Raw genomic sequence first — 24,087 nt, 5'->3', positions numbered from 1 at the left:
AGACTGCGATGAAAGAGGATCGAGCCGGGACCGCGAACCGCGGGAATAAGCACCACCGAGGCGCTCTCGGACGTGTCGCCGGTAGTGTACTGGTGCTGGGCGCGCTCTCGCTCTTGGCGCTTCCGCTGACCGCCCTTTTCCACCAGCAGCTGCTCCGCTCTGAGCCAGCTCAGGGGGAGAACATTGCCTTGTCGCCGGAGAGGCTCCGGCTTGTGTTCGCTGAGCCGGTCGAGTTGGCGGTCTCCCGAATCCAGCTCATGGGAGGGGACGGTGCGACCGTACCGCTTTCGGCCCCCTCGGTCGAACGCGACTCGGCCAACGTCCTGCTCGCCGGCATCGAGCAGTCGCTCAGTCCCGGCTCTTACATCATACGCTGGCGGACGGCGGGTGCGGACGGCCACGCGGTGAACGATAGCATCATGTTCACCGTGGCGAGTGAGCAGGGCCTGTCGCATCTGGATCATCACGACCCTTGAGTGGGTGGGTGGTGGACTGGACCTTTCACGCCGGCTCGCCTGCGTACGTCGGCGTGCGGTGGGCGCTGTTTGTAGGTCTGCTCGGAGTCTCAGGGGCCGTCTGGTTCCGTTTGTTGGTCCTTCCGCGGACCCGGGACAATTCGAGCGGCGCGGGTGCCGCCCTCGCCGGGCCTGCCGCGCGCTCCGCGTCGGCCTTGGGGCTTGCTATGGCCGCGCTGGTGCTCGTTGCCGCGGTGGCGCGGCTCTACGCGCAGTCGTACTCCCTGTTCGGGCCGGATGACGCGATGGCGCCGGAGTCGTGGAGCGCCGTCCTCGGCACGCGCTGGGGGCGGGGGTGGTGGATTCAGGTGACGGCGGCGGGGACGGCCCTCGTGGGCTTCGTCGCCGCGCGCGGGGACACCGCCGCCGGGTGGACACTCGCAGCGGCCGGTACTCTCGCGCTGGGGTTCACTCCCGCCCTGTCGGGTCATGCGCTGACGGCACCGGGGCCCACTTCGTTGAGTGTGCTCGCCGACGGCGTGCATGTACTCGCCGCGGGCGGATGGCTGGGGAGCCTGATGACATTGGCGGTCGTGGGCATTCCGGCCGCGCTGCGGCTCGAGGAGGGAAGACGCACGCCGGCGGTCGTCGCGCTGGTCCGGGCATTCTCGCCCACCGCGCTGGCGTTCGCCGGAGTCCTGGTCGGAACGGGGATCTTCTCCGCCTGGCTGCAGATCGGGTCCGTCGAGGCGCTGTGGGCGACGACCTACGGGAGGACACTCCTCGTCAAGGTCGCGGTCCTCTCGGTGCTCTTCGCGGTGGGAGCTTACAACTTTCTACGGGTTCGCCCGGTTCTCGGGGACGGCGCCGCAACAGGGCGGCTCCGGCGCTCCGCGACCCTCGAACTGCTGGTCGCAGTCGCGGTGCTCCTCGTCACGGCGGTGCTGGTGGCCACTCCGACGCCGCGCGATCTGAGCTGAGCGTTGATTCTGGCATGAACCTGGAGAACGGCATGACGCTCCGAGTGGCGGTGAACGGCTACGGGGTCATCGGCCGAAGGGTGGCCGATGCGGTCACGGTCCAGGACGACATGACCCTCGCCGGCGTTGCGGATGTCGCGACCGACTGGCGTGCGCGGATCGCGGCGCGCCGAGGTATCCCTCTCTACGGGGCGACCGACGATGCGCTGAGGGAGATGAAGGTGGCAGGGCTCGAGCCGAAGGGGGAGCTGCGGTCTCTCCTCGCGGAGGCCGATGTCGTCGTGGACTGCACGCCGAAGGGGGTGGACGCCCGGAACCGCTCCATCTATGAGGAAGCGGAGATTCGCGCCGTCTTCCAGGGAGGCGCGAAGCACGAGCTGGCCGGCCATAGCTTCGTGGCCAGCGCGAACTACGAGTCCGCCCTCGACCGCCGGATGACCAGGGTCGTTTCGTGCAACACCACGGCCACCGTGCGCACCCTCCTGGCGTTGCGGAAAGCCGATCTCCTTCTCCGAGCCCGAGGCGTTCTCATCCGAAGGGCGACCGATCCGTGGGAGAGCCACCGGGATGGGATCATGAACACCATGGTTCCGGAACCGCACATCCCTAGCCATCAGGGTCCCGACGCACGAACCGTGATCCCGGAGCTGGACGTGATCACGATGGCGTCGAAGGCACCACAGAATGTCGGTCACCTTCACCACTGGGTCGTGGAGCTGACCCGCCCGGCCGCCCGGGAGGAAGTCCTGGACGCGTTCCGCGCCGTACCGCGGATCGCTTTCGTGAGGGCTGGCGAGGGGATCGAAGCCCTGAACGTCACGGCAGAAGTCATGAAAGAGATCGGGCGCCCGAGAGGGGACATGTGGGAGGTCGCGCTCTGGGAGGACATCCTGACCGTCCAAGGGCGTGAGCTCTTCTACGCTTACCAGGTGGATAACCAGGCGATCGTCGTACCCGAGACCATTGACGCGATCCGCGCCCTCAGCGGGACCGAGCGGGACCCCACTCGGTCCATCGAGCGGACCGACGCGGCACTGGGGATCCGGCAGGAGTTCCTTTGAGCGAGGCCCGTCCCCACTCCGCCGCGCGAGTGACCCTCCTCTTCTTCCTCGGTGTCGCGGGAGTCCTGCTGATCCTCGAGCATCGGGCCCATCTCTTGGGCGCGTGGCCGCTCCTGTGGCTCGCTGCGTGCGTGGGCGCCCATCTCTTCATGCACCGCGGCCACGCCCGGGGAGGGCACGGTGGCCACTGACGCGCCCGCCTACGGCCTCTGGTTCCTGGCCTTCGTGAACTCGGCCGTCTTCATCCTCTTCGCGTTCAGCTTCGTCCGGCCGCGGACCCGGCGCGACTGGCGATCCTTTGGCGCCTTCAGCGCCTTCCTGGTCGCGCTCTTCGCCGAGATGTACGGGTTCCCCCTGACGATCTTCCTCCTCTCGGGCTGGCTCCAGACCCGGGTCCCCGGCGTGGAATGGATGTCCCACGATGCGGGGCACCTCCTCGAAATGCTCCTTGGCTGGGAGGCCAACCCTCACTTCGGCCCCTTTCATCTCTTGAGCTTCGCTTTCATCGGAGGAGGATTCTGGCTCCTGGCCGCAGCCTGGAGCGTGCTCCACGACGCCATGCGTCGCGGCGCGCTCGCCACCACGGGGCCGTACGCCAGCATGCGCCACCCACAGTACGTCGGGTTCATCCTAATCATGTTCGGGTTCCTGCTGCAGTGGCCGACGCTGCTCACCCTCTTGATGTTCCCCGCCCTGACGGCGATGTACCTGCGGCTGGCGCGGCGTGAGGAGCAGGAAGTGCGCGCCCAGTTCGGCGCCGAGTATGACCGCTACGCCGCGCGCACGCCGCAGTTCTTCCCGCGCCTCAGAGGCCGGGCTTCCGGCACGCCCACTTCACCCTCTCGAGGAGTTGTGCCATGAGATCCGCTCCCACCCCGCTCGACACGTTCGCATTCGGCCTTGCGGGCGCCTCCATCGCCGCGCTCTTCACAACTCTTTGCGCCCTGGCGGTGGCTCTCGCGCCGGAAGCTTCCGTCGCCTCTGCCAGTTACATGGTCCATCTGGACCTGGCCGGGCTGGCACCATCGGTCACCTGGGGCAGCTTCTTTGTGGGGCTGATCTGCTGGAGCCTGGGCACCGGCCTCGTGTTCACCACCACCGCCGCGTTCTACAACCGGTTCCTCGGCCCGGGCGGCGCCGAAGCCCGCGTCCGGGGAGGCTGACCCGACGGTGGATAACGCCGTCGCGCTGGTGCAGGCGTATCTGCGCGTGAACGGGTACTTCACCGTGGCCGAATACCCCGTACTGGAGGTGATGGGCGGCGGCGAGTACCGTACCGCGACCGACCTGGACATCCTGGCATTCCGGTTCCCCCGTGCCGGACGGCTCATGCTGCGGAGTGGCCGCGGCAGGTCCCGCGAGCAGGTCGAGGCCGCCCCGGACCCCGCGCTCGGCGCGCCAGCGCAGCATGCCGACATGATCGTCGGTGAGGTGAAGGAGGGCCGTGCGGTGCTTAACGAAGCCGCGAGCGACCCGGGAGTCCTCCGTGCGGCGCTCGTGCGGTTTGGTTGCTGCCCTCCTGACAACGCGGCTTCACTCGTGGAGAGCCTGCTCCGGGAAGGGCGCGCGGACCTTCCCGTCGGCCACCAGATCCGGATGGTGGCTTTCGGCGCCACCGCAGGCGGCGGCAGGGGATACCACACGATCACACTGGGTCACGCCGTCCGGTTCCTGCAGGATTACCTGCGCGATCATTGGGAGGTGGTTCGCCACTCGGATCACAAGGATCCCGCGTTCGGGTTTCTGGTCATGTTGGAAAAGGCCCTCCGCGGAGCGGGCCACGAAGAAGAGGTACGCCGAGATGTTTAGATCCCCTCGAAGCGTAGAAGGCTCGCCGTAGGCAAGGCGGGTCACATCTGAACTGAGGAGGAATCCCGCGCCATGTGCTTCTCGGCTACCGCGAGTTTTGCGGCCGGCGGGTCTCTGGCGGCTATCGGCGCGGCGACCATCAAGAAGGTGGAGCGGCGATCCGAGCTACCGTTCGCGACGATTCCACTTCTCTTCGGCATTCAGCAGACCGTCGAGGGAGTCGTTTGGCTGACGTTCCGCTACGACGCGCCGATACTCCAGCATGTGATGACCGATGTCTACGCGGTCTTCTCACATGTTCTGTGGCCCATCTACGTCCCCTTCGCCATCGGGTTCCTGGACTCGACACCATGGCGAAGGAAGACGCTTTTCGCCTTTCAGGCCGCCGGCATCGTGGTGGGTCTCTACCTGCTCTATTCGCTCGTGGCCCGCCCGGTGGTCGCACAGGTCATTGGCAAGCACATCGTATACGTGTCGCCCCACTTCTACTTGGTACCGGTGATGGTGCTCTACCTCGCGGCAACGTGCGTCAGCTGCTTCTTCTCGAGTCACAGGTTTGTCAATCTCTTCGGGATCCTGGGGTTTGGGTCCTTTGCCGCAGCATCTTGGGTGCATGCCAGCGCCCTGGTCTCGATCTGGTGCTTCTTCTACGCGATTTTGAGCGTGCTCATCTACATCCATCTGAGATACCGAGGGCTCGGGGGCTTTCCCGCCACGCCGGGAGTGGCAGCTTCTTCCGAGAGGTGGGGCACATGACCTCACCGTACCGCGTGGCTGTCGAACGCGCAGATCGTCCATCATGATCCCCGCGCCGTACGTGTGGTTCGCCTGGTCGAGCGCCTTTCTCCTACCATGGGGACTCCTCTACTGGCGCTTTCCCGCTCACCGACGCGCGATGGTCTGGGCCAGCCTGTTCACGGCACCGTTCGGACTGACGGAGCCGCTCTTCGTTCCGACTTACTGGAATCCGCCGAGCGTCTTCGATCTGGCGCAGCGGACCGGTTTCGACATCGAGAGCCTGATCTTCTGCTTCGGGATCGGTGGTGTGGGGGCGGTCCTCGTGAACGCCCTGACCCGCCGTGCGGCTCAGCCCGTAGAGCCGGGAGAGAGACACCACCCGCGGCACAGGCTCCACCGGCTCGTGTTGTTCGCGCCCTTCGTCATTTTCGTGCTCCTCCTTCCGCTCGGTTGGAACCCGATCTATCCGGGAATCGTCGCTATGCTGGCGGGAGGGACCCTCAGCGCGTGGTGCCGGCCGGACCTGGCCCGGTCCACCGCTTTGGGCGGAGTCGTCTTCGTCCTCTTTTACATGATTTTCCTCGCGGGGCTGGAGCTCACGGCGCCGTCGGGTTACATCGAGGCCGTCTGGAATCTGGATGCGCTCTCGGGGGTCACGCTCGGCTTCATGCCGCTGGAGGAGCTCCTCTTCGCCGCCGGCTTCGGCAGCTACTGGGCCGGCGTCTATGAGCACTTCACGTGGCGGCGTCCGGAGAGCATCCGAACGCATCAACCCGTTTCGGGAACAACATGACTACGCACAAGGACCAGGATCATCACGAGGGGCACGATCAAGAGCACCGTCATGAGCCGGCCCATGACGGGCACCCGGTTCCGGAAGACGGCGATCATGCGGGCGCGCCACACGACGGCCATGCGGGGGTGGAACACGGCGATCACGCAGGCGCGTCACACGGCGATCATGCGGGCGCGGGACACGACAAGCACGCGGGTCACAGCCCGGAGATGTTCCGCCAGAAGTTCTGGCTTTCGCTCCTGTTGACCATACCGGTGGTCGTCTGGGCGGAGCACATCCAGGAGCTTCTCGGCTACCAGGCCCCGTCCTTTCCGGGCTCGGCCCGGATTCCGGCGGTGCTCGGTACCGTCGTGTTCCTCTACGGGGGGCTCGTCTTTCTCCGGAGTGCCTGGGGGGAGCTGAAGAATCGCCTGCCCGGGATGATGACGCTCATCTCCTTGGCCATCACCGTCGCCTTCGTCTTCTCGTGGGTCGTCGAGCTGAACCTGATTGCCGCCGAGGCGCTCTGGTGGGAAGCGGCGACCCTCATCACGGTCATGCTCCTCGGCCACTGGATCGAGATGCGTTCGATCTCGGAGGCCAGCGGCGCCCTCCAGGAGTTGGCGAAGCTCATTCCCGACACGGCGCGGCGGCTGGCGAACGGGGTGGAAGAAGACGTGACGATCGATCAGCTCAAGACGGGTGATCTCGTGCTGGTCCGTCCGGGGGAAAGCATCCCCACCGACGGTCTCGTCCGCAAGGGGCGGAGCGAGGTGAACGAGGCGATGATCACTGGCGAGTCTCAGCTCGTGAGAAAGGAGGAGGGGCAGGAGGTGATCGCCGGAACGATCAACGGAACCGGGTCTCTGCACGTCGAGGTGACCGGGACTGGCGAGGACACGAAGCTCCGCGGGATCATGCGACTCGTGGCGGACGCACAAAAGTCGAAGTCGCGGGTGCAGCACCTCGCGGACCGCGCCGCGCAACTCCTGACGGGCGTGGCCATCGCGGCGGGACTCGTCACGCTGATCGCGTGGCAGGCCGTCGGGGCCCCCATCGATTTCTCCGTCACGAGGGTCGTGACCGTCCTGGTGATTGCTTGCCCCCACGCGCTCGGACTGGCCGTGCCCCTCGTGGTGGCCATCTCCACGACTTTGGGCGTGCATGGAGGGCTTCTCGTGCGGGATCGTCGCGGCCTCGAGGAGGCTCGACTGCTGGACACTGTGATCTTCGACAAGACCGGCACTCTGACGCTCGGGGAGTTTCGCGTGGTGGACATGGGTGTGGCAGAGGGACGGACCGAGGATGAAGCCCTCCGGCTCGCCGCGGCGATCGAATCCGAGTCCGAGCATCCCATTGCGCGCGGGATTGTGAAGACCGCCGCGGACCGTGGCGTGGAAATTCTGCCCGCGGATGGGTTCCGCGCGATCACCGGAAAGGGGGTCGCCGCGACCGTCTCCGGCGTCGAGTACCATGTGGGTGGTCCGGCCCTCCTCGAGGCGGAGCGCGCCGAGGTGCCCGTGACGCTGACGGAGGTCGCGGAGCGCGCGGCCGGGCGTGGGCAGGCGGCCATCTACCTTCTCGAAGAGCGCAAGGCGGTAGCCGTCTTCGCCGTGGCCGACGCCATCCGGGAGGAGAGCCGCGACGCGATCCGCGCCCTCCACGACCGGGGAATCGAAGTAGCCATGCTGACCGGCGACGCGGAAGCGGTCGCGAACGCGGTAGCCGAGGAGCTTGGGATCGACACCGTTTTCGCGCGAGTGCTACCGGAAGACAAGGCCTCCAGGGTCCGCGAACTCCAGGCCAAGGGGAAGAAGGTGGCCATGGTGGGAGACGGGGTGAACGACGCGCCGGCCCTCGCCACCGCGGATATCGGAATCGCGATCGGCGCCGGGACGGATGTGGCGGTCGAGGCGGGACACATCATCCTGGTCCGCTCCGATCCGCGAGACATTCCGAGGATCGTCTCTCTCTCCCGCGCAACCTACAGAAAGATGGTGCAGAACCTGTGGTGGGCGGCCGGCTACAACATCTTCGCGATCCCGCTGGCCGCCGGCGTTCTCGCGCCCTGGGGGATCTTGCTGACGCCGGCGATTGGAGCCGTGCTGATGTCGGGTAGCACCGTGGTTGTCGCCATCAACGCCCAACTTCTCAAGCGTGCGAAGATCTGACGTGAGTGGAGAGAGACCCCTTCCGGCCATGGAGGACCTGAAGCTCGCCAGCGTGATCCCGGCGACCGAGGCCGAGGATCGGGAGAGGGTTCGCCGCATCGCGGAGGAGGCCGCCACCGCGTTCGCGCGGATGGCCCAGGTGCGGCGTGGAGTGACGGTCTTCGGCTCCGCTGGCAACGCGGCCGCGGCTCGATGGGGCGGGCTCGCGCGTCGCGTTTCCCAGGGGCTCTCGGAAGCGGGCTTCACGGTCATCACGGGAGGTGGACCAGGCCTGATGGCCGAGGCCAACCAGGGAGCGAGAAGCGCCGGAGGCGCGTCCGTCGGCCTCACGATCCACCTGCCCGAAGGGGAGCCCGTGAACCCATTCCTCACGCTCAAGGTTCCGTTTCACTACTTCTTCCTGCGCAAGCTGGCCCTCGTGCGCTACAGCTGCGCATTCGTTCTCCTGCCGGGCGGGTTCGGTACGCTGGACGAGTTGTTCGAGGCTCTGAATCTCCGCCGCACGCATCGCCTGGAGCCGTTTCCCGTGATCCTCGTGGGCTCCCAGTTCTGGGAGGGGCTCCTGGTCTGGCTTCGTGACGCGGCGGTCGCCGGCGGGACATTGACGGAGGAAGACGTGGCCCGGATCACGGTCACGGACGACCCCGCCGAAGTGGTGATGGAGGTGATGGAGTGCCACGCCGCCCTGTGTCGACGGCTGGGCGTCGGGCCATGACCGAGATCGCCGAGGTCACCATCCGGAACATCACGGATGTGGAGCGGACGGGCCGCTCCCCGAACGAGGTAACCGTGGAAAGGGGCATGGGCGACACCGGATCGAGACCGTGACCGCCGTCAGCCGGACACAGCTCTCCAATGCGTACGAGCCTCTCCTCGATGACTTGCAGGGCCGCGCTCTCCGGTACTTCCTCGATGAGCCGGCCTCGCTCACCGGTCTCGTGGCCGACAGCACCGGGCCGGATGCCCCGTGCAGCATCGCGGCGGTGGGGATGGGGCTGGGGACCTTTCCCATTGCCGTCGAGCGCGGTTTTCTGCGCCGGCACGAGGCGGCAGCTCGTGTCCTGCGTGTTCTCCGCTTTTTTCGTGACAGTGCGCATGACGACGGGGCGTCATCCACTGGGTTCCGCGGATTCTATTATCACTTCCTCGACATGAGCACCGGTCGGAGAGTACGGCAATGCGAGCTTTCCACCATTGACTCGGCGTTACTCGTCGCCGGCGCGCTGGTGGCGGCGGCGTATTTGGACGGGGATATGCCGGACGAGCGGGAGATCCGCGCGATCTCTGAGTTCCTCTACCGGCGGGTGGAATGGAAATGGGCGCTGAACGGCGGGAGGACGCCTACGCATGGCTGGCGGCCTGAGTCGGGATTCCTCCCCTTCCGCTGGCGCGGCTATGACGAGGCGCTCTTTCTCTACGCCCTCGCCCTGGGCTCGCCGACGCACCCCATACCGCCGGAGAGCTACGCGGAGTGGAGCCGGACGCATGCGTGGAAAACCATCTACGGACGTGAGCTGGTCTATTCCGGGCCGCTCTTCACGCACCAGTACTTCCACCTCTGGATCGACTTCCGTGACATCCGAGACACCTGCATGCGGGAAAAGGGGATCGACTACTTCGAAAATTCCCGCCGAGCCACCCTGATTCAGCAGGAGTACGCGATCCGCAACCCTCTCGGGTTTAAGGGATATTGCGACTGCTGCTGGGGTTTCACGGCCTGCCACGGCCCGCCTCCCGGAACCTTCGTCGTGGATGGCGTCGAGCGCCGCTTCCTGGGCTACAGCGCGCGGGGCGCGCCGTATGGCCCAGATGACGGCACGATCGCGCCGTGGGCCGCAGTGGCGTCGCTGCCTTTCGCTCCGGACGTGGTTCTGCCCACCATTCGGCACTTCAACGACATGCTGGGCTCTTCGAGCCGCTACGCCTTCCAATCTACCTTCAACCCGACCTATCCCGCGCACGATGGTGTGGAGCCCGGATGGGTCTGCCCCCAAGTCTATGGAATCGATCAGGGGGCGGTCGCGCTGATGATCGAGAACTACCGGACAGGACTCATATGGCGATTGACGCGACGCATCCCTCATGTGCGACTTGGACTTCGCCGGGCCGGGTTTGACGGCGGGTGGCTCGAGTCGGATGACCCTGGTTTGTGATTCAATTGGGACCGGCGGGCTCGTTTCTCAGCCTCCGCCATCACTCGCTTCACGGCGAGAAAGCTGTCGCGGCACCGAGCCAGCTGAGGCCGCTCCAGGCGCCGTCACCCCCGGGCCCAGCGTCTCCATAGCGTGTTATAGATCGGCGCGAAGACCAGGCCGACATACGCGCCGTAAAGGAATGACTCGACAAGCCCGATCGTGAATCCACCCGGGGTGAGCCACCGGAACCCCGGCAGGACACCCTCGAGCAAGGTTGTCATGTGTAGCGACTCCGGCACGATGAGGCCGTAAACGACGCACACCAGGTACGTTACTGTGCTGAAGAGCGAAAGAGACCAGGTAACGACCTTAATGTTCAGCATGGTGTCCTCCGTTTCCGTTCGCCGCCGCCGCGTCGTCTCCGGGCGCCCCCCGACCCCCACCGGCCTCGCGATGGGTGTGGCCCCCATGACCGTGACCCCCATGCATCTTCAAATGCATCCACACGAAGAGCGCACCCACCACCAGCCAGAAGAAATTCTCGCGCAGCCAATCCATCATCGTGGCTCCTGCAGCAGGGTCTCACGGACACCTGACCTCTCCCTCGACCTCGGGGTGTCCATGACACCGGGGTGAGCTAGCCATCCGAACCCGAGCATCCGCTTCTCCGCGATGCTAAACGTACCCCGAGGACCATGAACAGAGCGTGAAGAAGGCATGAAGCTTCGTTAACGCGCCTCACAAACACCTCCGTCGATCCCTCCCGCGCGATTGGAAGGGTCCGTGCCCGGCTCGTGGCGGTTCCTCGCGCGACACGTCCAGACTACCTTTTGCCGAGTTGATCCCCGGGATCCACGCGAACACCGTTCTCGTGGGTCGCAATTTGGGCGCTGGCCTGACGCGAGTGCGAGGAGGGACCGTGAAACAGCCTGGGCGGCTCGCTCACGTTTCGCCGCTTAGGGCACCGACGCTGTTGGTTTGGCGGGAAGCGTCGACGGCCGGGCCGCGGTGAGCGTTAGTCCCCGCGCAGGGAAGCCGGCGGAGCCTTCTCAGCTGGTCGACGTGCCTCGGCTCATCACCGCCTACTATCGCGAGTTCCCGGATGGCGCAGTGCCGGCACAACGGATCGTCTTCGGCACGTCCGGGCATCGGGGCTCCTCGTTCGCACGCGCATTCAACGAATCGCACATCCTGGCCATCACCCAGGCCATTTGTCTCTTCCGAAAGCGTGAGCGAACCGACGGACCCCTGTTCCTGGGGATCGACACCCACGCCTTATCGGTACCCGCGGCCGTCACCGCGATGGAGGTCCTGGCCGCCAACGGAGTCGAGGTGATGACGGCGGCGGAACACGATTACACACCCACACCGGCCGTCTCCCACGCCATCCTGACCCATAACCGCGGCCGGAAAACGGGCCTGGCCGACGGCATCGTGGTCACGCCGTCGCACAACCCGCCGGAAGACGGCGGCTTCAAGTACAACCCTCCGCACGGCGGGCCCGCCGGAGCGGCAGTAACCCAGTGGATCGAGAGGAAAGCAAACGAGTTGCTGGAAAGCGCGCCCAACGGCGTTTCGCGGATTCCTTACGATCGGGCGCGCCGTGCGCAGACCACGCACACGCATGACTACCTCAGCGCCTACGTGGACGATCTCACCAGCGTCGTGGACCTCGACGCGATCCGCAGCTCCACGATCCACGTGGGTGTCGATCCTCTCGGGGGAGCCGGGCTGCGTTACTGGGAACGAATTGCCGATGAGTACGCCCTGAACCTACGGGTCATCAACGATGAAGTTGATCCCACCTTTCGCTTCATGACCGCCGACTGGGACGGACGGATCCGGATGGATCCCTCCTCGCCTTACGCCATGAAGCGCCTAATCGACCTGAAGGACCGGTTCGACCTCGCCTTCGCTTGCGACACCGACCATGATCGGCACGGGATCGTAACGCCCGGCTCCGGTCTGCTTCAGCCCAATCACTTCCTCTCGGCCGCCATTGGCTACCTCTCCGCTCACCGGTCCGGATGGCCGGCAGGGGCGCACGTCGGCAAGACGGTCGTCAGCAGCTCGATGATCGATCGCGTGACGGCGAAGTCCGGCCGCGATCTCTACGAGGTGCCGGTCGGGTTCAAATGGTTCGTAGACGGCCTGCTCGACGGCTCGCTCGCCTTCTGCGGCGAGGAGAGCGCAGGGGCGTCATTTCTTCGTCGCGACGGCACCCCGTGGACGACCGACAAGGATGGGATCACCGCCTGCTTGTTGGCCGCGGAGATGACTGCGCGGACCGGCCGCGACCCCGGCGCTCTTTACGACGAGATGACGCGCGAATTCGGAGAGTCGGTCTATGAACGAATTGATGTCTCGGCATCACCGGAGGAGAAGGCCGCCCTCAGGGATCTTTCTGCCGAGCAGATTCGCACGGAGGAGCTGGCGGGCCAGAAGATTCGGGCGCGGCTGACCGTCGCACCGGGCAACGGCCAGCCCATCGGCGGATTGAAGGTCGTCACCGACGACGGCTGGTTCGCCGTCCGACCCTCCGGCACCGAGGATCTCTACAAGATCTACGCCGAGAGCTTTCGTGGCGAAGAGCATCTGCGGCGCATTCAGACGGAAGCGCGGTTGATCGTCAGCCAGGTGCTCGCGGGCCGGTCTCGTTCTCGCAATGGGTGAGTCATGAAGCGGATCGCGGTTCTGACCAGCGGTGGTGACGCAGCGGGAATGAACGCTGCCGTGCGTGCGGTGACGCGCAGTGGTCTCGCACTGGGCTGGGAGGTCTTCGGCGTGCGCAACGGTTACGCTGGACTGATCGACGGAGCTCTGGAGCCGTTGGGGGCGCGCACCGTGGGCGGGATTATCCAACGCGGGGGGACGGTTCTCGGCACGGCGCGATGTCCCGAATTTCACGCTGACGATGTGCGCCGCAAGGCGCTCGACGGCTTGCATCAGCGGCACATCGGAGGTCTTATCGTGATCGGAGGCAACGGGACCCAGGCCGGGGCGCTCGCACTCGCTGGGATGGGGTTTTCCGTGGTCGGCGTCGCCTCCACGATCGACAACGACCTCGCGGGAAGCGACATCACGATCGGGGTGGATACGGCCCTCAATATTGCGCTGGAGGCGATCGACCGCCTGAAGACCACGGCCTCGTCGCACCATCGAGCTTTCCTGGTCGAGGTGATGGGTCGTGGGTGCGGTTACCTGGCATTGATGGCGGGTATCGCGGGTGGTGCCGAGGTTGTCGTCGTTCCTGAGATCGAGACGACGCCCGAGCAGGTAGTCCGGGGACTGAGGGAGGCATACGACCGCGGCAAGGCACATGCCCTGGCCGTTGTCGCCGAAGGAGCCCGGTACGATGCTACTGCGCTGGCCGCCCACTTCGAGGAGCACCACGAAAGGATCGGGTTCGAGTTGCGCGTGACGAGGCTCGGCCACGTGCAGCGGGGCGGCGCCCCGACGGCGTTCGACCGCGTTCTGGCCACCCGGCTCGGCGACCGAGCTGTGGCAGCTCTGTCGCGCGGTGAGACGGGTGTCCTCGTCGGACTTCGGGACAACCGGGTCACTACAACGCCGCTCACCGAGATCGTCGGTGTCCCCAAGAACATCGATCCCGCCTTGTTTGAGCTTGCGGAATCAATGGCGCAGTGAGGCTCGTGGTGGTGGGCCACAGGAGAGCCTCAGGGCGTCCCAAGCTCTCGCTGCAGGAAGCGTGAATGGCGCTCACTTATCAGGCATCTGGGTCACCGTGCTCCCGGTGACGGCACCAGACGCAGTGGCAGTCAACATGGTCACAGGTCGCGTCCGCGCGACGGCTCTTGAAGCGACGGTCGGCCCAGGGAGCGAGCAACCGCTTGAGGGTTGAAGATCCGTATTGCTTCCGGAGCAGTGCTCGGGGATCGTCTCTCGAAGCCATGCGGGCGAGGAACCACCCGTAACGCCGATTGCCCAACACGCTGAAAAGGGCCCGGTTTACGACCGACGTTTTCATCCGAGGCCCCAGGTCGCGTTGCCACATTGCGTCGTAGTCCGTCCTGGTCGAGAGGCTCTCCGCAGCCAGAACCCCCGAGGTGATTGCCAGCCGCATGCCGAAGCCCCACAGCGTGTCCTGAAAACCCGCCTGCTCTCCCACCAGCAGGTGCGGCCCGCTCCGCGCGCTCTCCGGAACGCGAAAATTCCCAAATCCCCCGTGGGGAGTCGGGTCGCGCATTTCCAGGCCGACGAGCCGCTTGAACGCCTCCACGGTTCGCTCGACGTATTGCTTCTCCTGCTTGAACCCTGCGAACATGCAGCTCTTCACGGTGCCACGCCCGTTCCAGGTCAGCAGGTAGGCGTAGCCGCCGGGTGCCAGGTCATCGTCGAGAATGACCCAGAAGCCATCTTCCAGGGCGGTCGAGAAATGGTAGCCTACCGCGATGGCGTCGGCGGCCTTCGGCCCCGTTGCAAGGATTCCGGGGCCCTCGATCCGGTCCAGCCGGCTGTCGAATCGGACTTCGACTCCCAGTTCCGTGGCCTGCTTCAGGAGCGCGCCATCGAGCGTTTGGGGCCCGGGTCCACGTTCGACCATGTAGAAGAGGGGCAGCTCGCTGGACACCGTGTAACCGCGCCGCACGGGGTCGAAGGCCATTCCACGGTAGCAGGGCAAGGTGGCGAACTCAGTGGTGATGCCCTGTCGCCTCAGAACGGCGAGAACATCCGTCCGGGTGGACCAGTTTTCCAGCCCCTGGAAGTCACCTTCGAACCGGTGCCCCACTTCGCCTCGGCGCTCATGTACTATGACCCGACGGCCCGTTCGTGCAAGCGTGATTGCGGCCGCCAGCCCCGCGACTCCTGCCCCGGCGACAACGATCGGCTCGTTCCTGCCGCGGCTGGAATCAGGCACCATAGGGGGCTCGTCTCTCGGGGCGAAGTACCTGTGCAGGGCCTCGGTGCTCGTGGGCCTACTCTGGCCCTGGGTGCAATCCTGCACGACGAACGCTTCGAGTGTGGACGCGAAAGGCCGCGCCCGCAATCGCGCCTGATCCGCTCCCGTCGGAACTCTAAGGGAGGCGGGTCCCGCCCTCCGTCGACGACGCTCCCCGCTCGCCTCTGGCAGCGGTAGGGCCTCGCGGCTCGGAGATCCTACCGGAATGCACGTCCCACCGGTCGAGGATGAGGCTCGAGCGCTTCTCGAGCACTGCTGTGTGCGGGGAGCCCCTGCTGGGTGCGGGAAGGGCTGCGGACCAGGGCGATCGACGCCCTCCTCGCGCCTCCTGGAAGACCCCGGGGCACTCCCGGATCGCGGGGTGCTCGCCGCGGCGGTGCTTCGCGACCTGGCCTCGATCGCCGGATCGGAGGCGCGAGCCGAGAACGCGATACGCATCCTAGTCAACGGCACAGAGAGCTTCGGGGCGATGCTCGAGATGGTTCGGACCGCCGCGTGCGACCTTCGGCTCGAGAACTTCATCTTCCGGAAAGATGCGGTGGGTGGGGTCTTCGCTGAAGAGCTGCGTGTGCGGGGGGAGGCCGGCGTCCGGGTCCGCGTTCTCCACGATCCGGTCGGAGCTGTGATGGCCCGGCGCAGGCCGGTCGATCTCTTCTTCCGAGGGTCGCCGGTGGCGGTCAGGCTCTTCAACGTTCCTCTGACGGGCCGCGGATCGCGGCATCTGGGCCGAGATCATCGGAAGCTCGTCCTGGCGGACCGGAGCAGGATGGTGATCGGAGGGATCTGCCTCGCGGACCCTTGGGCGGGCAACTGTATCCGGCACTGCACCTGGCGCGATTCAGCGCTATACGTGGAGGGTCGGGTGGCAGGCGACGCAGCGGCAGCCTTCGAAGAGGGATGGAAACACGGATGGCAGCTGTTTCGAGGACCGAACGGCGCGGAAGTCGAGGGGGAAAGGCGACCATCGCGTCAGGCAGGAGGGATCCCGGCTCGTCTCGTGGCGGATCTCGGCCGCTCGCGCCGCACACTTCCGCTGCTGGAACGCGTGATCGACGCGGCCGAGGCCGAGGTGCTGATCACGACCCCGTATTTCATCCCGCCCCCGCCTCTCGCGACGGCTCTACGGCGCGCGGTGTCCCGGGGAGTGGCGGTGTCCGTGTTGATCCCAGGGGCGAGCAATCACCGTGTGGCTGCCCTGTCCGGCGAGCACGGCTTGGGCTCGCTCCTGGCCTGCGGCGTCAGGGTGTTTCTCTGGCAGGGAGCCATGATCCATGCGAAGTCTGTCGTGGTCGACGGCCTGTGGACCCTCGTGGGCTCGAGCAACCTCGATCCACTGAGCCTGATCCGGAACGCGGAGCTCAATGTGGAGGTGCACGGAAGCGCCGTGGGCCGAGCGATGGCCGAGCTCTTCCGCGAGGACTGCCGCGAGAGCGTACAGCTGACGTTCACGGGCTGGCGCAAGCGAGCACTACGACGACGCCTTGCAGGCAGGCTCGCGGCGGGACTCTCTCGGTGGCAGTGAGGCCCGGGCGGGCGTCACCCCTCCCCGAATCGTGGGAACCCCAGGCTCATTCGCTCCTCCCATGGGGTCGTCAGGATCCCGAAGCCTGAGGCTCCGTTGGATGCCCCGCGCCAAGCCGCACAATTCCGAACAGTATGATAAGCACCCCCGCCAGTTCCCTCACCTGAATCCTCTCGCCGAACAGAAGCCAGGCGATCGCGAGGCCTACCACGGGGACCGCGAAGAGGAAGATCCCGAGGCGCCCGACTTCCTCTCGTTGCACCAGCCAGTACCACGCCGAAAGACCGCCCGCCGTGCCCACGGCAGCCAGGAAGACGAGAAGTGCGGGGAACGGCGAGTTCCACTGGATTGCCGAGCCGTCCTCCACCAACGCCGAGAGCAGGAGGAGCGGGATCGCACCCAGGACGAGCTGCCACCCGGTGACGGGGAGCAGGTGGCTTCCCACCCGCAGCCGCTTGAGTAGCACGCTCGAACTTGCGGCGCCTGCCGCGGCCCCGAGCGGGAAAAGAACAGCCGCGGATCCGGATAGGCCGGGATCGACGAGAGCCGGGTACGCGATTAGGGCGACTCCGAAGCCACCCAGCACTACCGCCTCAGCCTTCGGCTTCGTGACCCGCTCTCCGAGAAACTGGGAACCTAGGAACACGAGAAAGAGCGGACCCGTGTTGCCCAGGACCGAGGCGATCCCCGCCCCGGTCCGGCCCGGGGCCATGAACATGGCCCCGTACTGGAGGGTCGTGCCCACAAGAGCCAGGACGATGGTGCCGGTCAGCAGGTTTCGCGGGAGGCCCACCCCTCGGCTCACCGCCGCGAGGATCGTGAGAATGATGATTCCGCCGAGTCCCGCCGTCAGTCCGCCGAGGAACAAGGGAGGAGCGAATTCGAGGCCGACCTTGATCGCCGAGTAGCAGAGGGCGTAAACGACGACGAGTATTCCCAGGAGAACCAGGCGCACCGGCTTCACCCCTCGCTGGCGCGCCTCGACCTCACGCATCTTACGGGTTCCGTGCGTCATCGTGGCATCGGCCTGTTTCCAGCGCGGGTACCCGGCCACGGGGAAGATCAGCGAGAAGTCTGGGATAGAGACTCGCCAGAGCCCCTATCGCTCAGCTCTCGACAGATCTGTGCATGAACGTTCCTTAATCCCCGCTTCACCGTGGATTCATCCACCCCACCCTAGATTCATTCAGTTTATGCGAGTTGTACCCTCCCAAACACCTCCGCGTAGGGGTCGAGTCATGCCGTCGGAGGATCCGAGCCCCCGGGCTCGAGGTCCCACGCGATCGGGCTTCTTTTCGGAGCCTCGCGGGGCCGAAGCGGGGTCGAAAGTCGAGCCCCATGAGCCGGGGCGGAGCACCGAGCGTGGCGCAACGGTCTCGGGTCGTTCGGCACCAGGAGGGATCGCCCGACAAATCGTTCAGAAAAGGCTCCTCGAGGCAGGTGTCCAGGTCAACGGAACGGCCGCGCACGATCCGCAGGTCGCGGATGCCCGGTTCTACCGCCGGGTTCTGCGAGATGGATCCCTCGGGCTTGGAGAGTCTTACGTCGAGGGATGGTGGGAGACGGACGCGATCGATGCCTTCATCCACCGGATCGTGGCCGCCGATCTCGCTCGGCGCGCCCGGAGGCGAGGTGCCTGGACAGCCGCCTCCTGGATCAGGCGCCTGAGGAATCCCCAGAGCCGCCGGCGGGCATCACGAAACGCAAGAAGCCATTATGAGAAGGGCTCCGGCCTCTTCCGGGCGATGCTGGATCGGCGGATGACGTACTCCTGCGGGTACTGGAAGGAAGCGCGGACCCTGGATGAAGCCCAGGAGGCCAAGCTCGATCTCATCTGCCGCAAGCTGCGGCTAAAAGAAGGGGCGACCCTCCTCGACATCGGGTGCGGGTGGGGCTCGCTGGTGGCGTATGCGGCAGAGCGATATGGGGTGCGAGCAACCGGGGTCACGGTGTCGCCCGAACAGGCGGAGGTGGCCCGAGCAACCTGCCGGGGGCTTCCTGTCGAGATTCGCGTCCAGGACTACCGCGGCGTCAACGGGCAGTACGACGCGGTCGTTTCCGTGGGGATGTTCGAGCATGTAGGGCCGCGCAACTACCGCACTTACATGGAGGTAGTTCGCCGGAGTCTCGCGCCGGACGGACTTTCCCTCCTCCACACGATCACCGGAAACGCACAGGCCCGTGCGATCGACCCGTGGATCGCGCGATACATTTTTCCCGGAGCCGTGCTTCCCACCCTTGGCCAGATCGCCAAGGCGACGGAGAGGCTCCTTGTCATCGAGGACGTTCATGGCTTCGGTCCCGATTATGACCGTACGCTCCTTGCCTGGCACCGCAGATTCGAGGATGCGTGGCCCATCCTGGAGGGGCGTTACGACGAACGCTTCCGGCGGCTCTGGACCTACTACCTCCTTTCGAGCGCTGGCGCCTTTCGGGCGAGGGGCACCCAGGTCCTGCAGCTCCTCTTGACTCCCCCGGGGCGGATGAGGCCCGATGGCGCAGATGTGCGATAGAGGAAGCTGTATTGGTGCGGCCGAGCGCTGGTTCGTCGCCGGGACAAATTCGGATCGTTAAGCCGACGAAGTGAGCCGGATTGTCCCTTTTCAGGGCGCCGGGAGCTGCGGGGGGAGAGCTACCGGGCCTCTGCCTGCGGCAACTGGGGTCTTTTGGTTGGTCCGGCACGGCCCTTGTTGTTTCGTAGTCGAATCTTGAGGATCCTGCATTCTTCACAGGAGGGAGAACGATGTCAGCTCAGAGGATAGTGAAGCGAACGTGTGCGCTCGCGGTGGGCCTGCTCTTCATGGCGTCGGGCCTGTCGGCCCAGCGGGGCGCGATGCCGGGAGGAGGCCAGGACGCCATGCCTGGTATGATGGGCGGTGGGATGGGAATGGGTGGCATGATGCAGATGATGGCGCAGGGGATGATGGGTGGCGGGATGATGGGACCGGAGATGATGCAGATGATGGGCCAGGGAATGGGGATGATGGCCACCGGCGGCCCGGGTCCGGCCATGATCCTTCGGATGGGAGATGCGCTGAATCTCACAGCCGAGCAGAGGAGCCGTCTCGAGGCCATTCAGGCACAGTATTCTGAATCCGTCCAGCCGCTCATGGCGGTGGCCATGGAGGCGCATGGGAACGCCGCGGCAGCGCTCGAAGGGGATTCGCCCGACCTTGCCGCCTACGAGCAGGGTCTCCGGGAGAGTGCCGACCGGATGGTCGAGGCGCACGTGGCCATGGCGCGGGCTGCCGTGGAGGCGCGGAATGTCCTGACCGCCGAGCAGCGCGAGGGTCTGGCAGGTGGGATGCAGATGATGCAGGGGATGATGGGACAGGGACGGGGCGGGATGATGCCCTGAACGAACCTTCAGTGAGGGGTCCAGGACCATTTCATCCGCCCTCGAGCGGTAGTGGCTCGAGCCGGAAGCGGTCCATCTTCACTCTCTCGGGGGGTAACGATGGCACGAATTCATGCGAAGGCCTTCGGGACCTCTCTCGCCCTGACACCCTCTGGGTTCGTCGTCGGACTGGCGTCCTTCACCCTCACTTGCGGGTTCGCGGGACTCGGCTGGGGAGCCGCCTACAATCGGATCGCCGCGGGAGGCTTTTCGGATCGAGAAGGATCGCACGTGGATAGAACCGAACCTCGAACCAGCGCGGGAGGTCACCGATGGGATCGGCGGCGTTGCTACGGCAGCAACCCTGGTGGGACCAAATGTGGAACCACATTTTGGGGCCCTCCCGGCAGCTGGGGATGGGGTTGGATGGGGTTCATGATGCTCTTCTGGGCGATCGTCCTGTTCCTCCCGATCTGGTTCGCTGCTCAGGCGGTCCGTGGCCAGGGGCGGTATGATGCCGGTGACAATCGTCGAGTCGGCGGGGGAGGTCCGGGGGAGATCCTTCGCGAGCGATACGCGCGGGGGGAGATCGACCGGGACACCTTCCTCCGCATGCTGGAGGATCTCGGCCGCGGACCGACGCCGAGGAGCTGAAGGCCTTCGGGACGCGATGTTCGGGTCAGGAGCCCGCCTACGCGGCGACCGCTCTCCTCCACGCTATGGAAAGCACCCTTACGGCCGCTCGGACGTCCTCCTCCGCCGTCCCGCGGCCCAGCGACAGCCGGACGGACCCGAGCGCGGCTCCCGGTTCGATCCCCATGGCGGTGATCGCCGTGGACGGGCGCTCGTCCCCCTGATGGCAGGCCGAGCCCGTCGAAGCGGCCACGTCGGGAGCGAGGGCGAGGATCGCGGTACCGCGAGCCCGAGGAAAGCGCACATTGAGCGTGTTGGGCAGGCGGTCCCGCACGGGCCCGTTCAGGACAAGGCCCGGAATCGCCGCGACGAGCCCGTCCCAAAGGAGGTCTCGCAACCGCTGAACACGCGCCGCTTCCTCGGCGAGGTTCGCACGCGTGACCTCGCAGGCGACACCGAGCCCGACGATGGATGCGACATTCTCGGTGCCCGGGCGCAGGCCGCCCTCGTGCCCGGCGCCACGGAGGAGCGGCTCGAGGGGCGTGCTCCCGCGCACGTAGAGCGCGCCGACGCCTTTCGGGGCGTTGAGCTTGTGGCCTGCGATCGACAACAGGTCAACGCCGAGGTCATCCACGCGAACCGGGATCTTGCCCGCGGACTGAGCCGCGTCCGTGTGGATCAGGGTCCCCGCCCCGTGCGCTGCACGAGCCGCCTCGGCGAGCGGTTGGATCGCACCCGTCTCGTTGTTCGCGTGCATGATAGTGACGAGGGCCGTTCCCTCACGGAGCGCCGCAACAATGTCACGGACGCGCACGCGGCCGGTCTCGTCGACCGGCAACCAGGTCACCTCCCATCCGCGCCGTTCCAACAGACGGCACGGCTCGGCGGTGGCCGGATGCTCGATCTGGGAGGTAACGATTTGCTTCTTGTGGCGGAGGAAACCCGCAATCCCGCGTATGGCGAGGTTATTGGACTCGGTCCCCCCGGAGGTAAAGACGATCTCACCGGGCGCGGCACCGAGCAGGCCGGCCACCTGGGCGCGAGCGTTCTCGACTGCGTCGCGTGCCCGCCGACCATGGACGTGCCCGCTGGACGGGTTGCCGAAGTACTCGCGCAGGTACGGGAGCATCGCCTCGACGACCTCCGGCAGGAGCGGAGTGGTGGCATTGTAATCGAGATAAATGGGGCGTCCGCCGTCTCTCATCGCGCTTCTCAGAACCACCGCCGTAGCCACTGCTTCTCGAACAGCACCTTACCGGCATGCCAGTGTCTCCCGACCCGGAAGAGCTTCATCTCCGGGACGGGCTCGGCGTAGAAGTTTCCCCTGCCAAGGCCGGCCTTTCCGTCTCCAGTTTCGATGAAGCACTCTCCGTGGCCGTCGAACACGCGCGGCTCGCCCTTTCCGGTGATCGCTCGCGCGATGTTGGCGGCCACTACTTCCGCCTGCGCATGTGCGAACACGCCTGCCTTGGGCAGGGGCTTCCCAAGCTTCAGGGGAATGCCCGTGACGTCGCCGATCGCCCATACACGCTCGAAGCTCGTCTCGAGCGTCTGGCGATCGACGCCGATCCATCCACTTTCACCCGTGAGCCCCGCCTCACGCACGACTCCGGGCGCACGGTGGGGGGGTACATAGGCGAGGAGGTCGTACTCTGCGCGCGCGCCATTCGCGAAGGTGATGCGGCGTGTTCCGGGGTCCACCATAGTGACCTGATGTTCGGGGTGATAGCTGATGCCCTTCTGCTCCACCATGCTCCGCACGGCCTTCGATACCTTCGGCCCCGCGACGCCCATGGGGCCGGGCTCCGCGGCGTAGAGATCCATCTGCACCGCACCGCGTATCTTGCGCTTTCGGCAGTCGTACTCGAGGAGCATGGCGGCCTCATAGGGGGCGGCCGGGCACTTGTAGGCCGGCGTGGCCGTCAGGACGGCGAGCCGGCCGGAGTCAAAATCTCCGAGGGCGTCTCGCAAGCTTTCGGCACCGGTCAGGTCATAGAAGTTATGACCTGCCTCGGCGAGGCCCGGGATCAGCTCGGGGGCCAGCTCGGCGCCGAGCGCAATGACCAGGTAGTCGCCCTCGACGGTGGCGCCGTCCACCACGATCTCGCGGGCCACTGGATCGACACGCTCGATCTCGCCACGGACGACTTCGACTCCCTTCTTCCAAAGGTTGCCGAGAGGTCGGGAGATCTCATCCGGCGATCGCCGGCCGGTCATCAACCAGAGTAGAGAGGGAGCGAACACGTGCCGTTCCTCGCGCTCCACCAGAATGACCCGGTGTTCCCGGGGAAGCTTCTTCCGCACCTCGACTGCGGTGGCCACACCTCCGATACCGCCGCCGAGCACCAGGATGGTTTGCTTGTCGGTCATGGTCCGTTTCCTCAGAACACCAGCACCCGGTCCGCCCACTCGGTCCAGTCGGTCAGCTCTTCCAGCGTGCTCCGCCGCGTACCCTCCATGAGATCTCCGTCGCCGATGCCACGCGCGTCCATGCAGGTTCCGCACACGCCGACGTCACCGCCCCTCCGGGCCACTGCACGCAGCATTACCTCGATGTTGTAATAGCCCTGGGGCACCTTCTGGCCTGACCTGGCACAGCTTGCAGCGTCCCCGATCAGGAACACGCGGATCTCCTGGCCGTCGCGCTTGCCGAGCGAGCCTGCGAGGCGAAGTCCATTGTAGCCGCGCTCCGTCCCGTAGGGGGCATCGTTCAGGATGAACAAGGTCTTCACGCGCTTACCTCCCTCAGGGTCGTCTCGATCGGGAGACCACGAGCTCGCCAGTCGGGCACGCCCTCATCCAGACGCACCGCCCTGAATCCGTGGACCCTCAAAATCTCCACGGCCTCCACCGCCATAACGCAGTATGGACCCCGGCAGTATGCAACAACCTCTCGGTCGCGCGGCAGCTCGGCGAGCCGACGCTCCAGGTCGCCGAGCGGGACGGAGACTGCACCCGGAATGTGTCCGGCACCGTACTCCTCAACCGGCCTGACGTCGAGCACCGTGACCTCGCCCTGTCGCACCCGCTGGATCAAAGCTTCCCGGTCCACGGGTTCCATACCGGTGCGGGATTCCAGGTAGCGCCGAGTGACTTCCTCTATCTCGAGCAACCGCGCTTCGGCCAGTTGCCGCAAGCTCCGGAGGAAGGTGGACACGCTTTCGTCGGCCAAACGGTAGGTCACGTAGAGACCGTTCTTCTCGGCTTCGACGAGTCGCGCTCGCCGTAGCACCTGAAGGTGGTGCGAGGTGTTGGCGAGGGGTTGCGCGACCTGCTGCGCGAGCGCCTCGACGGTTCGGGGTCCCTGGCAAAGGACGTCGAGGATCTCCAGGCGTGGTCCGCTGGCGAGCGACTTGCCGACACGGGCGAGCTGCCCGTAGATGGCGTCCTTGAATTGTCGGGTCACGTGGGTCATTGAATGGCTAATTCAAGTATTCATATGTTCATATTAACATTTGAATACTAATACTGGCAGAGCCGCCATGTCAAGTCATTCAGGAGCCAGAGCGTCGGGCGGATGTCCCCGACCATCGACTCCTTCAACGTCACG

At 66.0% G+C, this 24,087-nt stretch carries 25 protein-coding genes; 18 read left to right on the top strand and 7 right to left on the bottom strand.

The window, feature by feature from the left end:
- The first annotated feature begins 8 nt into the window (after positions 1-8).
- From WEG36_13025 to WEG36_12970, 12 genes are all read left to right on the top strand, one after another.
- On the top strand, positions 9-476 hold the full coding sequence (locus WEG36_13025) for a copper resistance protein CopC (protein MEX1258533.1): 468 nt from the start codon (positions 9-11) through the stop codon (positions 474-476).
- On the top strand, positions 473-1,435 hold the full coding sequence (locus tag WEG36_13020; GenBank protein MEX1258532.1) for a CopD family protein: 963 nt from the start codon (positions 473-475) through the stop codon (positions 1,433-1,435). The genes WEG36_13025 and WEG36_13020 overlap by 4 nt, the downstream gene beginning before the upstream one ends.
- A 32-nt stretch (positions 1,436-1,467) precedes the next feature.
- Positions 1,468-2,496 (top strand): type II glyceraldehyde-3-phosphate dehydrogenase, encoded by a 1,029-nt coding sequence (locus WEG36_13015; protein ID MEX1258531.1) that lies wholly within the window; start codon positions 1,468-1,470, stop codon positions 2,494-2,496.
- Complete coding sequence (locus WEG36_13010; protein MEX1258530.1) at positions 2,493-2,687, top strand: DUF2933 domain-containing protein; 195 nt, start codon at positions 2,493-2,495, stop codon at positions 2,685-2,687. Before WEG36_13015 ends, WEG36_13010 begins: the two co-directional genes overlap by 4 nt.
- A complete protein-coding gene (locus tag WEG36_13005) occupies positions 2,677-3,357 on the top strand; it encodes an isoprenylcysteine carboxylmethyltransferase family protein (protein ID MEX1258529.1) in 681 nt (226 codons plus the stop codon). The genes WEG36_13010 and WEG36_13005 overlap by 11 nt, the downstream gene beginning before the upstream one ends.
- A complete protein-coding gene (locus tag WEG36_13000) occupies positions 3,354-3,659 on the top strand; it encodes a DUF5676 family membrane protein (protein MEX1258528.1) in 306 nt (101 codons plus the stop codon). Before WEG36_13005 ends, WEG36_13000 begins: the two co-directional genes overlap by 4 nt.
- Positions 3,660-3,666: 7 nt before the next feature.
- Positions 3,667-4,305: a hypothetical protein gene (locus tag WEG36_12995; protein MEX1258527.1), complete on the top strand. Its 639-nt coding sequence runs from the start codon at positions 3,667-3,669 to the stop codon at positions 4,303-4,305.
- A gap of 72 nt (positions 4,306-4,377) precedes the next feature.
- Positions 4,378-5,061 (top strand): DUF6629 family protein, encoded by a 684-nt coding sequence (locus tag WEG36_12990; protein ID MEX1258526.1) that lies wholly within the window; start codon positions 4,378-4,380, stop codon positions 5,059-5,061.
- 43 nt (positions 5,062-5,104) lie between these two features.
- The gene (locus WEG36_12985) at positions 5,105-5,836 is read left to right on the top strand and encodes a lycopene cyclase domain-containing protein (GenBank protein MEX1258525.1); all 732 of its coding nucleotides are present in this window, start codon (positions 5,105-5,107) and stop codon (positions 5,834-5,836) included.
- Positions 5,837-6,048: 212 nt separating this feature from the next.
- Positions 6,049-7,989 (top strand): copper-translocating P-type ATPase, encoded by a 1,941-nt coding sequence (locus WEG36_12980; protein MEX1258524.1) that lies wholly within the window; start codon positions 6,049-6,051, stop codon positions 7,987-7,989.
- Between the two features lies 1 nt (position 7,990).
- Positions 7,991-8,704 carry a TIGR00730 family Rossman fold protein gene (locus WEG36_12975; GenBank protein MEX1258523.1) on the top strand — a complete coding sequence of 238 codons (714 nt, stop codon included), beginning with the start codon at positions 7,991-7,993 and terminating at the stop codon, positions 8,702-8,704.
- Between the two features lie 166 nt (positions 8,705-8,870).
- On the top strand, positions 8,871-10,142 hold the full coding sequence (locus WEG36_12970) for a glucoamylase family protein (protein ID MEX1258522.1): 1,272 nt from the start codon (positions 8,871-8,873) through the stop codon (positions 10,140-10,142).
- 104 nt (positions 10,143-10,246) lie between these two features.
- Here WEG36_12970 and WEG36_12965 read toward each other — a convergent pair whose 3' ends face one another.
- Complete coding sequence (locus WEG36_12965) at positions 10,247-10,507, bottom strand: DUF5676 family membrane protein (GenBank protein ID MEX1258521.1); 261 nt, start codon at positions 10,505-10,507, stop codon at positions 10,247-10,249.
- 625 nt (positions 10,508-11,132) lie between these two features.
- On the opposite strand from WEG36_12965, the gene pgm reads away from it, so the two are divergent.
- Both pgm and WEG36_12955 read left to right on the top strand, forming a co-directional pair.
- Complete coding sequence (pgm, locus tag WEG36_12960; GenBank protein ID MEX1258520.1) at positions 11,133-12,797, top strand: phosphoglucomutase (alpha-D-glucose-1,6-bisphosphate-dependent); 1,665 nt, start codon at positions 11,133-11,135, stop codon at positions 12,795-12,797.
- A 3-nt stretch (positions 12,798-12,800) separates the two neighbouring features.
- A complete protein-coding gene (locus WEG36_12955; GenBank protein ID MEX1258519.1) occupies positions 12,801-13,772 on the top strand; it encodes an ATP-dependent 6-phosphofructokinase in 972 nt (323 codons plus the stop codon).
- A gap of 79 nt (positions 13,773-13,851) precedes the next feature.
- Here the strand turns inward: WEG36_12955 and WEG36_12950 are convergent, their stop codons facing one another.
- Positions 13,852-14,874 carry a hypothetical protein gene (locus tag WEG36_12950; protein ID MEX1258518.1) on the bottom strand — a complete coding sequence of 341 codons (1,023 nt, stop codon included), beginning with the start codon at positions 14,872-14,874 and terminating at the stop codon, positions 13,852-13,854.
- A gap of 532 nt (positions 14,875-15,406) precedes the next feature.
- Here WEG36_12950 and WEG36_12945 point away from each other — a divergent pair.
- On the top strand, positions 15,407-16,567 hold the full coding sequence (locus WEG36_12945) for a phosphatidylserine/phosphatidylglycerophosphate/cardiolipin synthase family protein (protein ID MEX1258517.1): 1,161 nt from the start codon (positions 15,407-15,409) through the stop codon (positions 16,565-16,567).
- A 70-nt stretch (positions 16,568-16,637) separates the two neighbouring features.
- Here WEG36_12945 and WEG36_12940 read toward each other — a convergent pair whose 3' ends face one another.
- Positions 16,638-17,561, bottom strand: coding sequence for an EamA family transporter (locus WEG36_12940; GenBank protein MEX1258516.1), 924 nt, complete (start codon positions 17,559-17,561; stop codon positions 16,638-16,640).
- 244 nt (positions 17,562-17,805) lie between these two features.
- Between WEG36_12940 and cfa the strand changes: the two genes are divergently transcribed.
- From cfa to WEG36_12925, 3 genes are all read left to right on the top strand, one after another.
- The gene (cfa, locus tag WEG36_12935; protein ID MEX1258515.1) at positions 17,806-19,080 is read left to right on the top strand and encodes a cyclopropane fatty acyl phospholipid synthase; all 1,275 of its coding nucleotides are present in this window, start codon (positions 17,806-17,808) and stop codon (positions 19,078-19,080) included.
- 230 nt (positions 19,081-19,310) lie between these two features.
- Positions 19,311-19,925, top strand: a complete 615-nt coding sequence (locus tag WEG36_12930) for a Spy/CpxP family protein refolding chaperone (protein MEX1258514.1) — start codon at positions 19,311-19,313, stop codon at positions 19,923-19,925.
- A 414-nt stretch (positions 19,926-20,339) separates the two neighbouring features.
- A complete protein-coding gene (locus WEG36_12925; protein MEX1258513.1) occupies positions 20,340-20,558 on the top strand; it encodes an SHOCT domain-containing protein in 219 nt (72 codons plus the stop codon).
- 37 nt (positions 20,559-20,595) lie between these two features.
- Here WEG36_12925 and WEG36_12920 read toward each other — a convergent pair whose 3' ends face one another.
- The 4 genes from WEG36_12920 to WEG36_12905 are packed head-to-tail and all read right to left on the bottom strand — an operon-like array spanning position 20,596 to position 23,952.
- Complete coding sequence (locus tag WEG36_12920) at positions 20,596-21,741, bottom strand: cysteine desulfurase family protein (GenBank protein MEX1258512.1); 1,146 nt, start codon at positions 21,739-21,741, stop codon at positions 20,596-20,598.
- Positions 21,742-21,749: 8 nt separating this feature from the next.
- A complete protein-coding gene (locus WEG36_12915) occupies positions 21,750-22,907 on the bottom strand; it encodes an FAD/NAD(P)-binding oxidoreductase (protein ID MEX1258511.1) in 1,158 nt (385 codons plus the stop codon).
- A gap of 11 nt (positions 22,908-22,918) precedes the next feature.
- The gene (locus tag WEG36_12910) at positions 22,919-23,269 is read right to left on the bottom strand and encodes a DsrE family protein (GenBank protein MEX1258510.1); all 351 of its coding nucleotides are present in this window, start codon (positions 23,267-23,269) and stop codon (positions 22,919-22,921) included.
- A complete protein-coding gene (locus tag WEG36_12905; protein MEX1258509.1) occupies positions 23,266-23,952 on the bottom strand; it encodes a metalloregulator ArsR/SmtB family transcription factor in 687 nt (228 codons plus the stop codon). Before WEG36_12905 ends, WEG36_12910 begins: the two co-directional genes overlap by 4 nt.
- Between the last annotated feature and the right edge of the window lie 135 nt (positions 23,953-24,087).

The sequence above is a fragment of the Gemmatimonadota bacterium genome (assembly GCA_040882465.1).
Lineage (GTDB): Bacteria > Gemmatimonadota > Gemmatimonadetes > Longimicrobiales > Gaopeijiaceae > JBBEBG01.
This window is presented reverse-complemented; position numbering and strand designations above follow the sequence as displayed.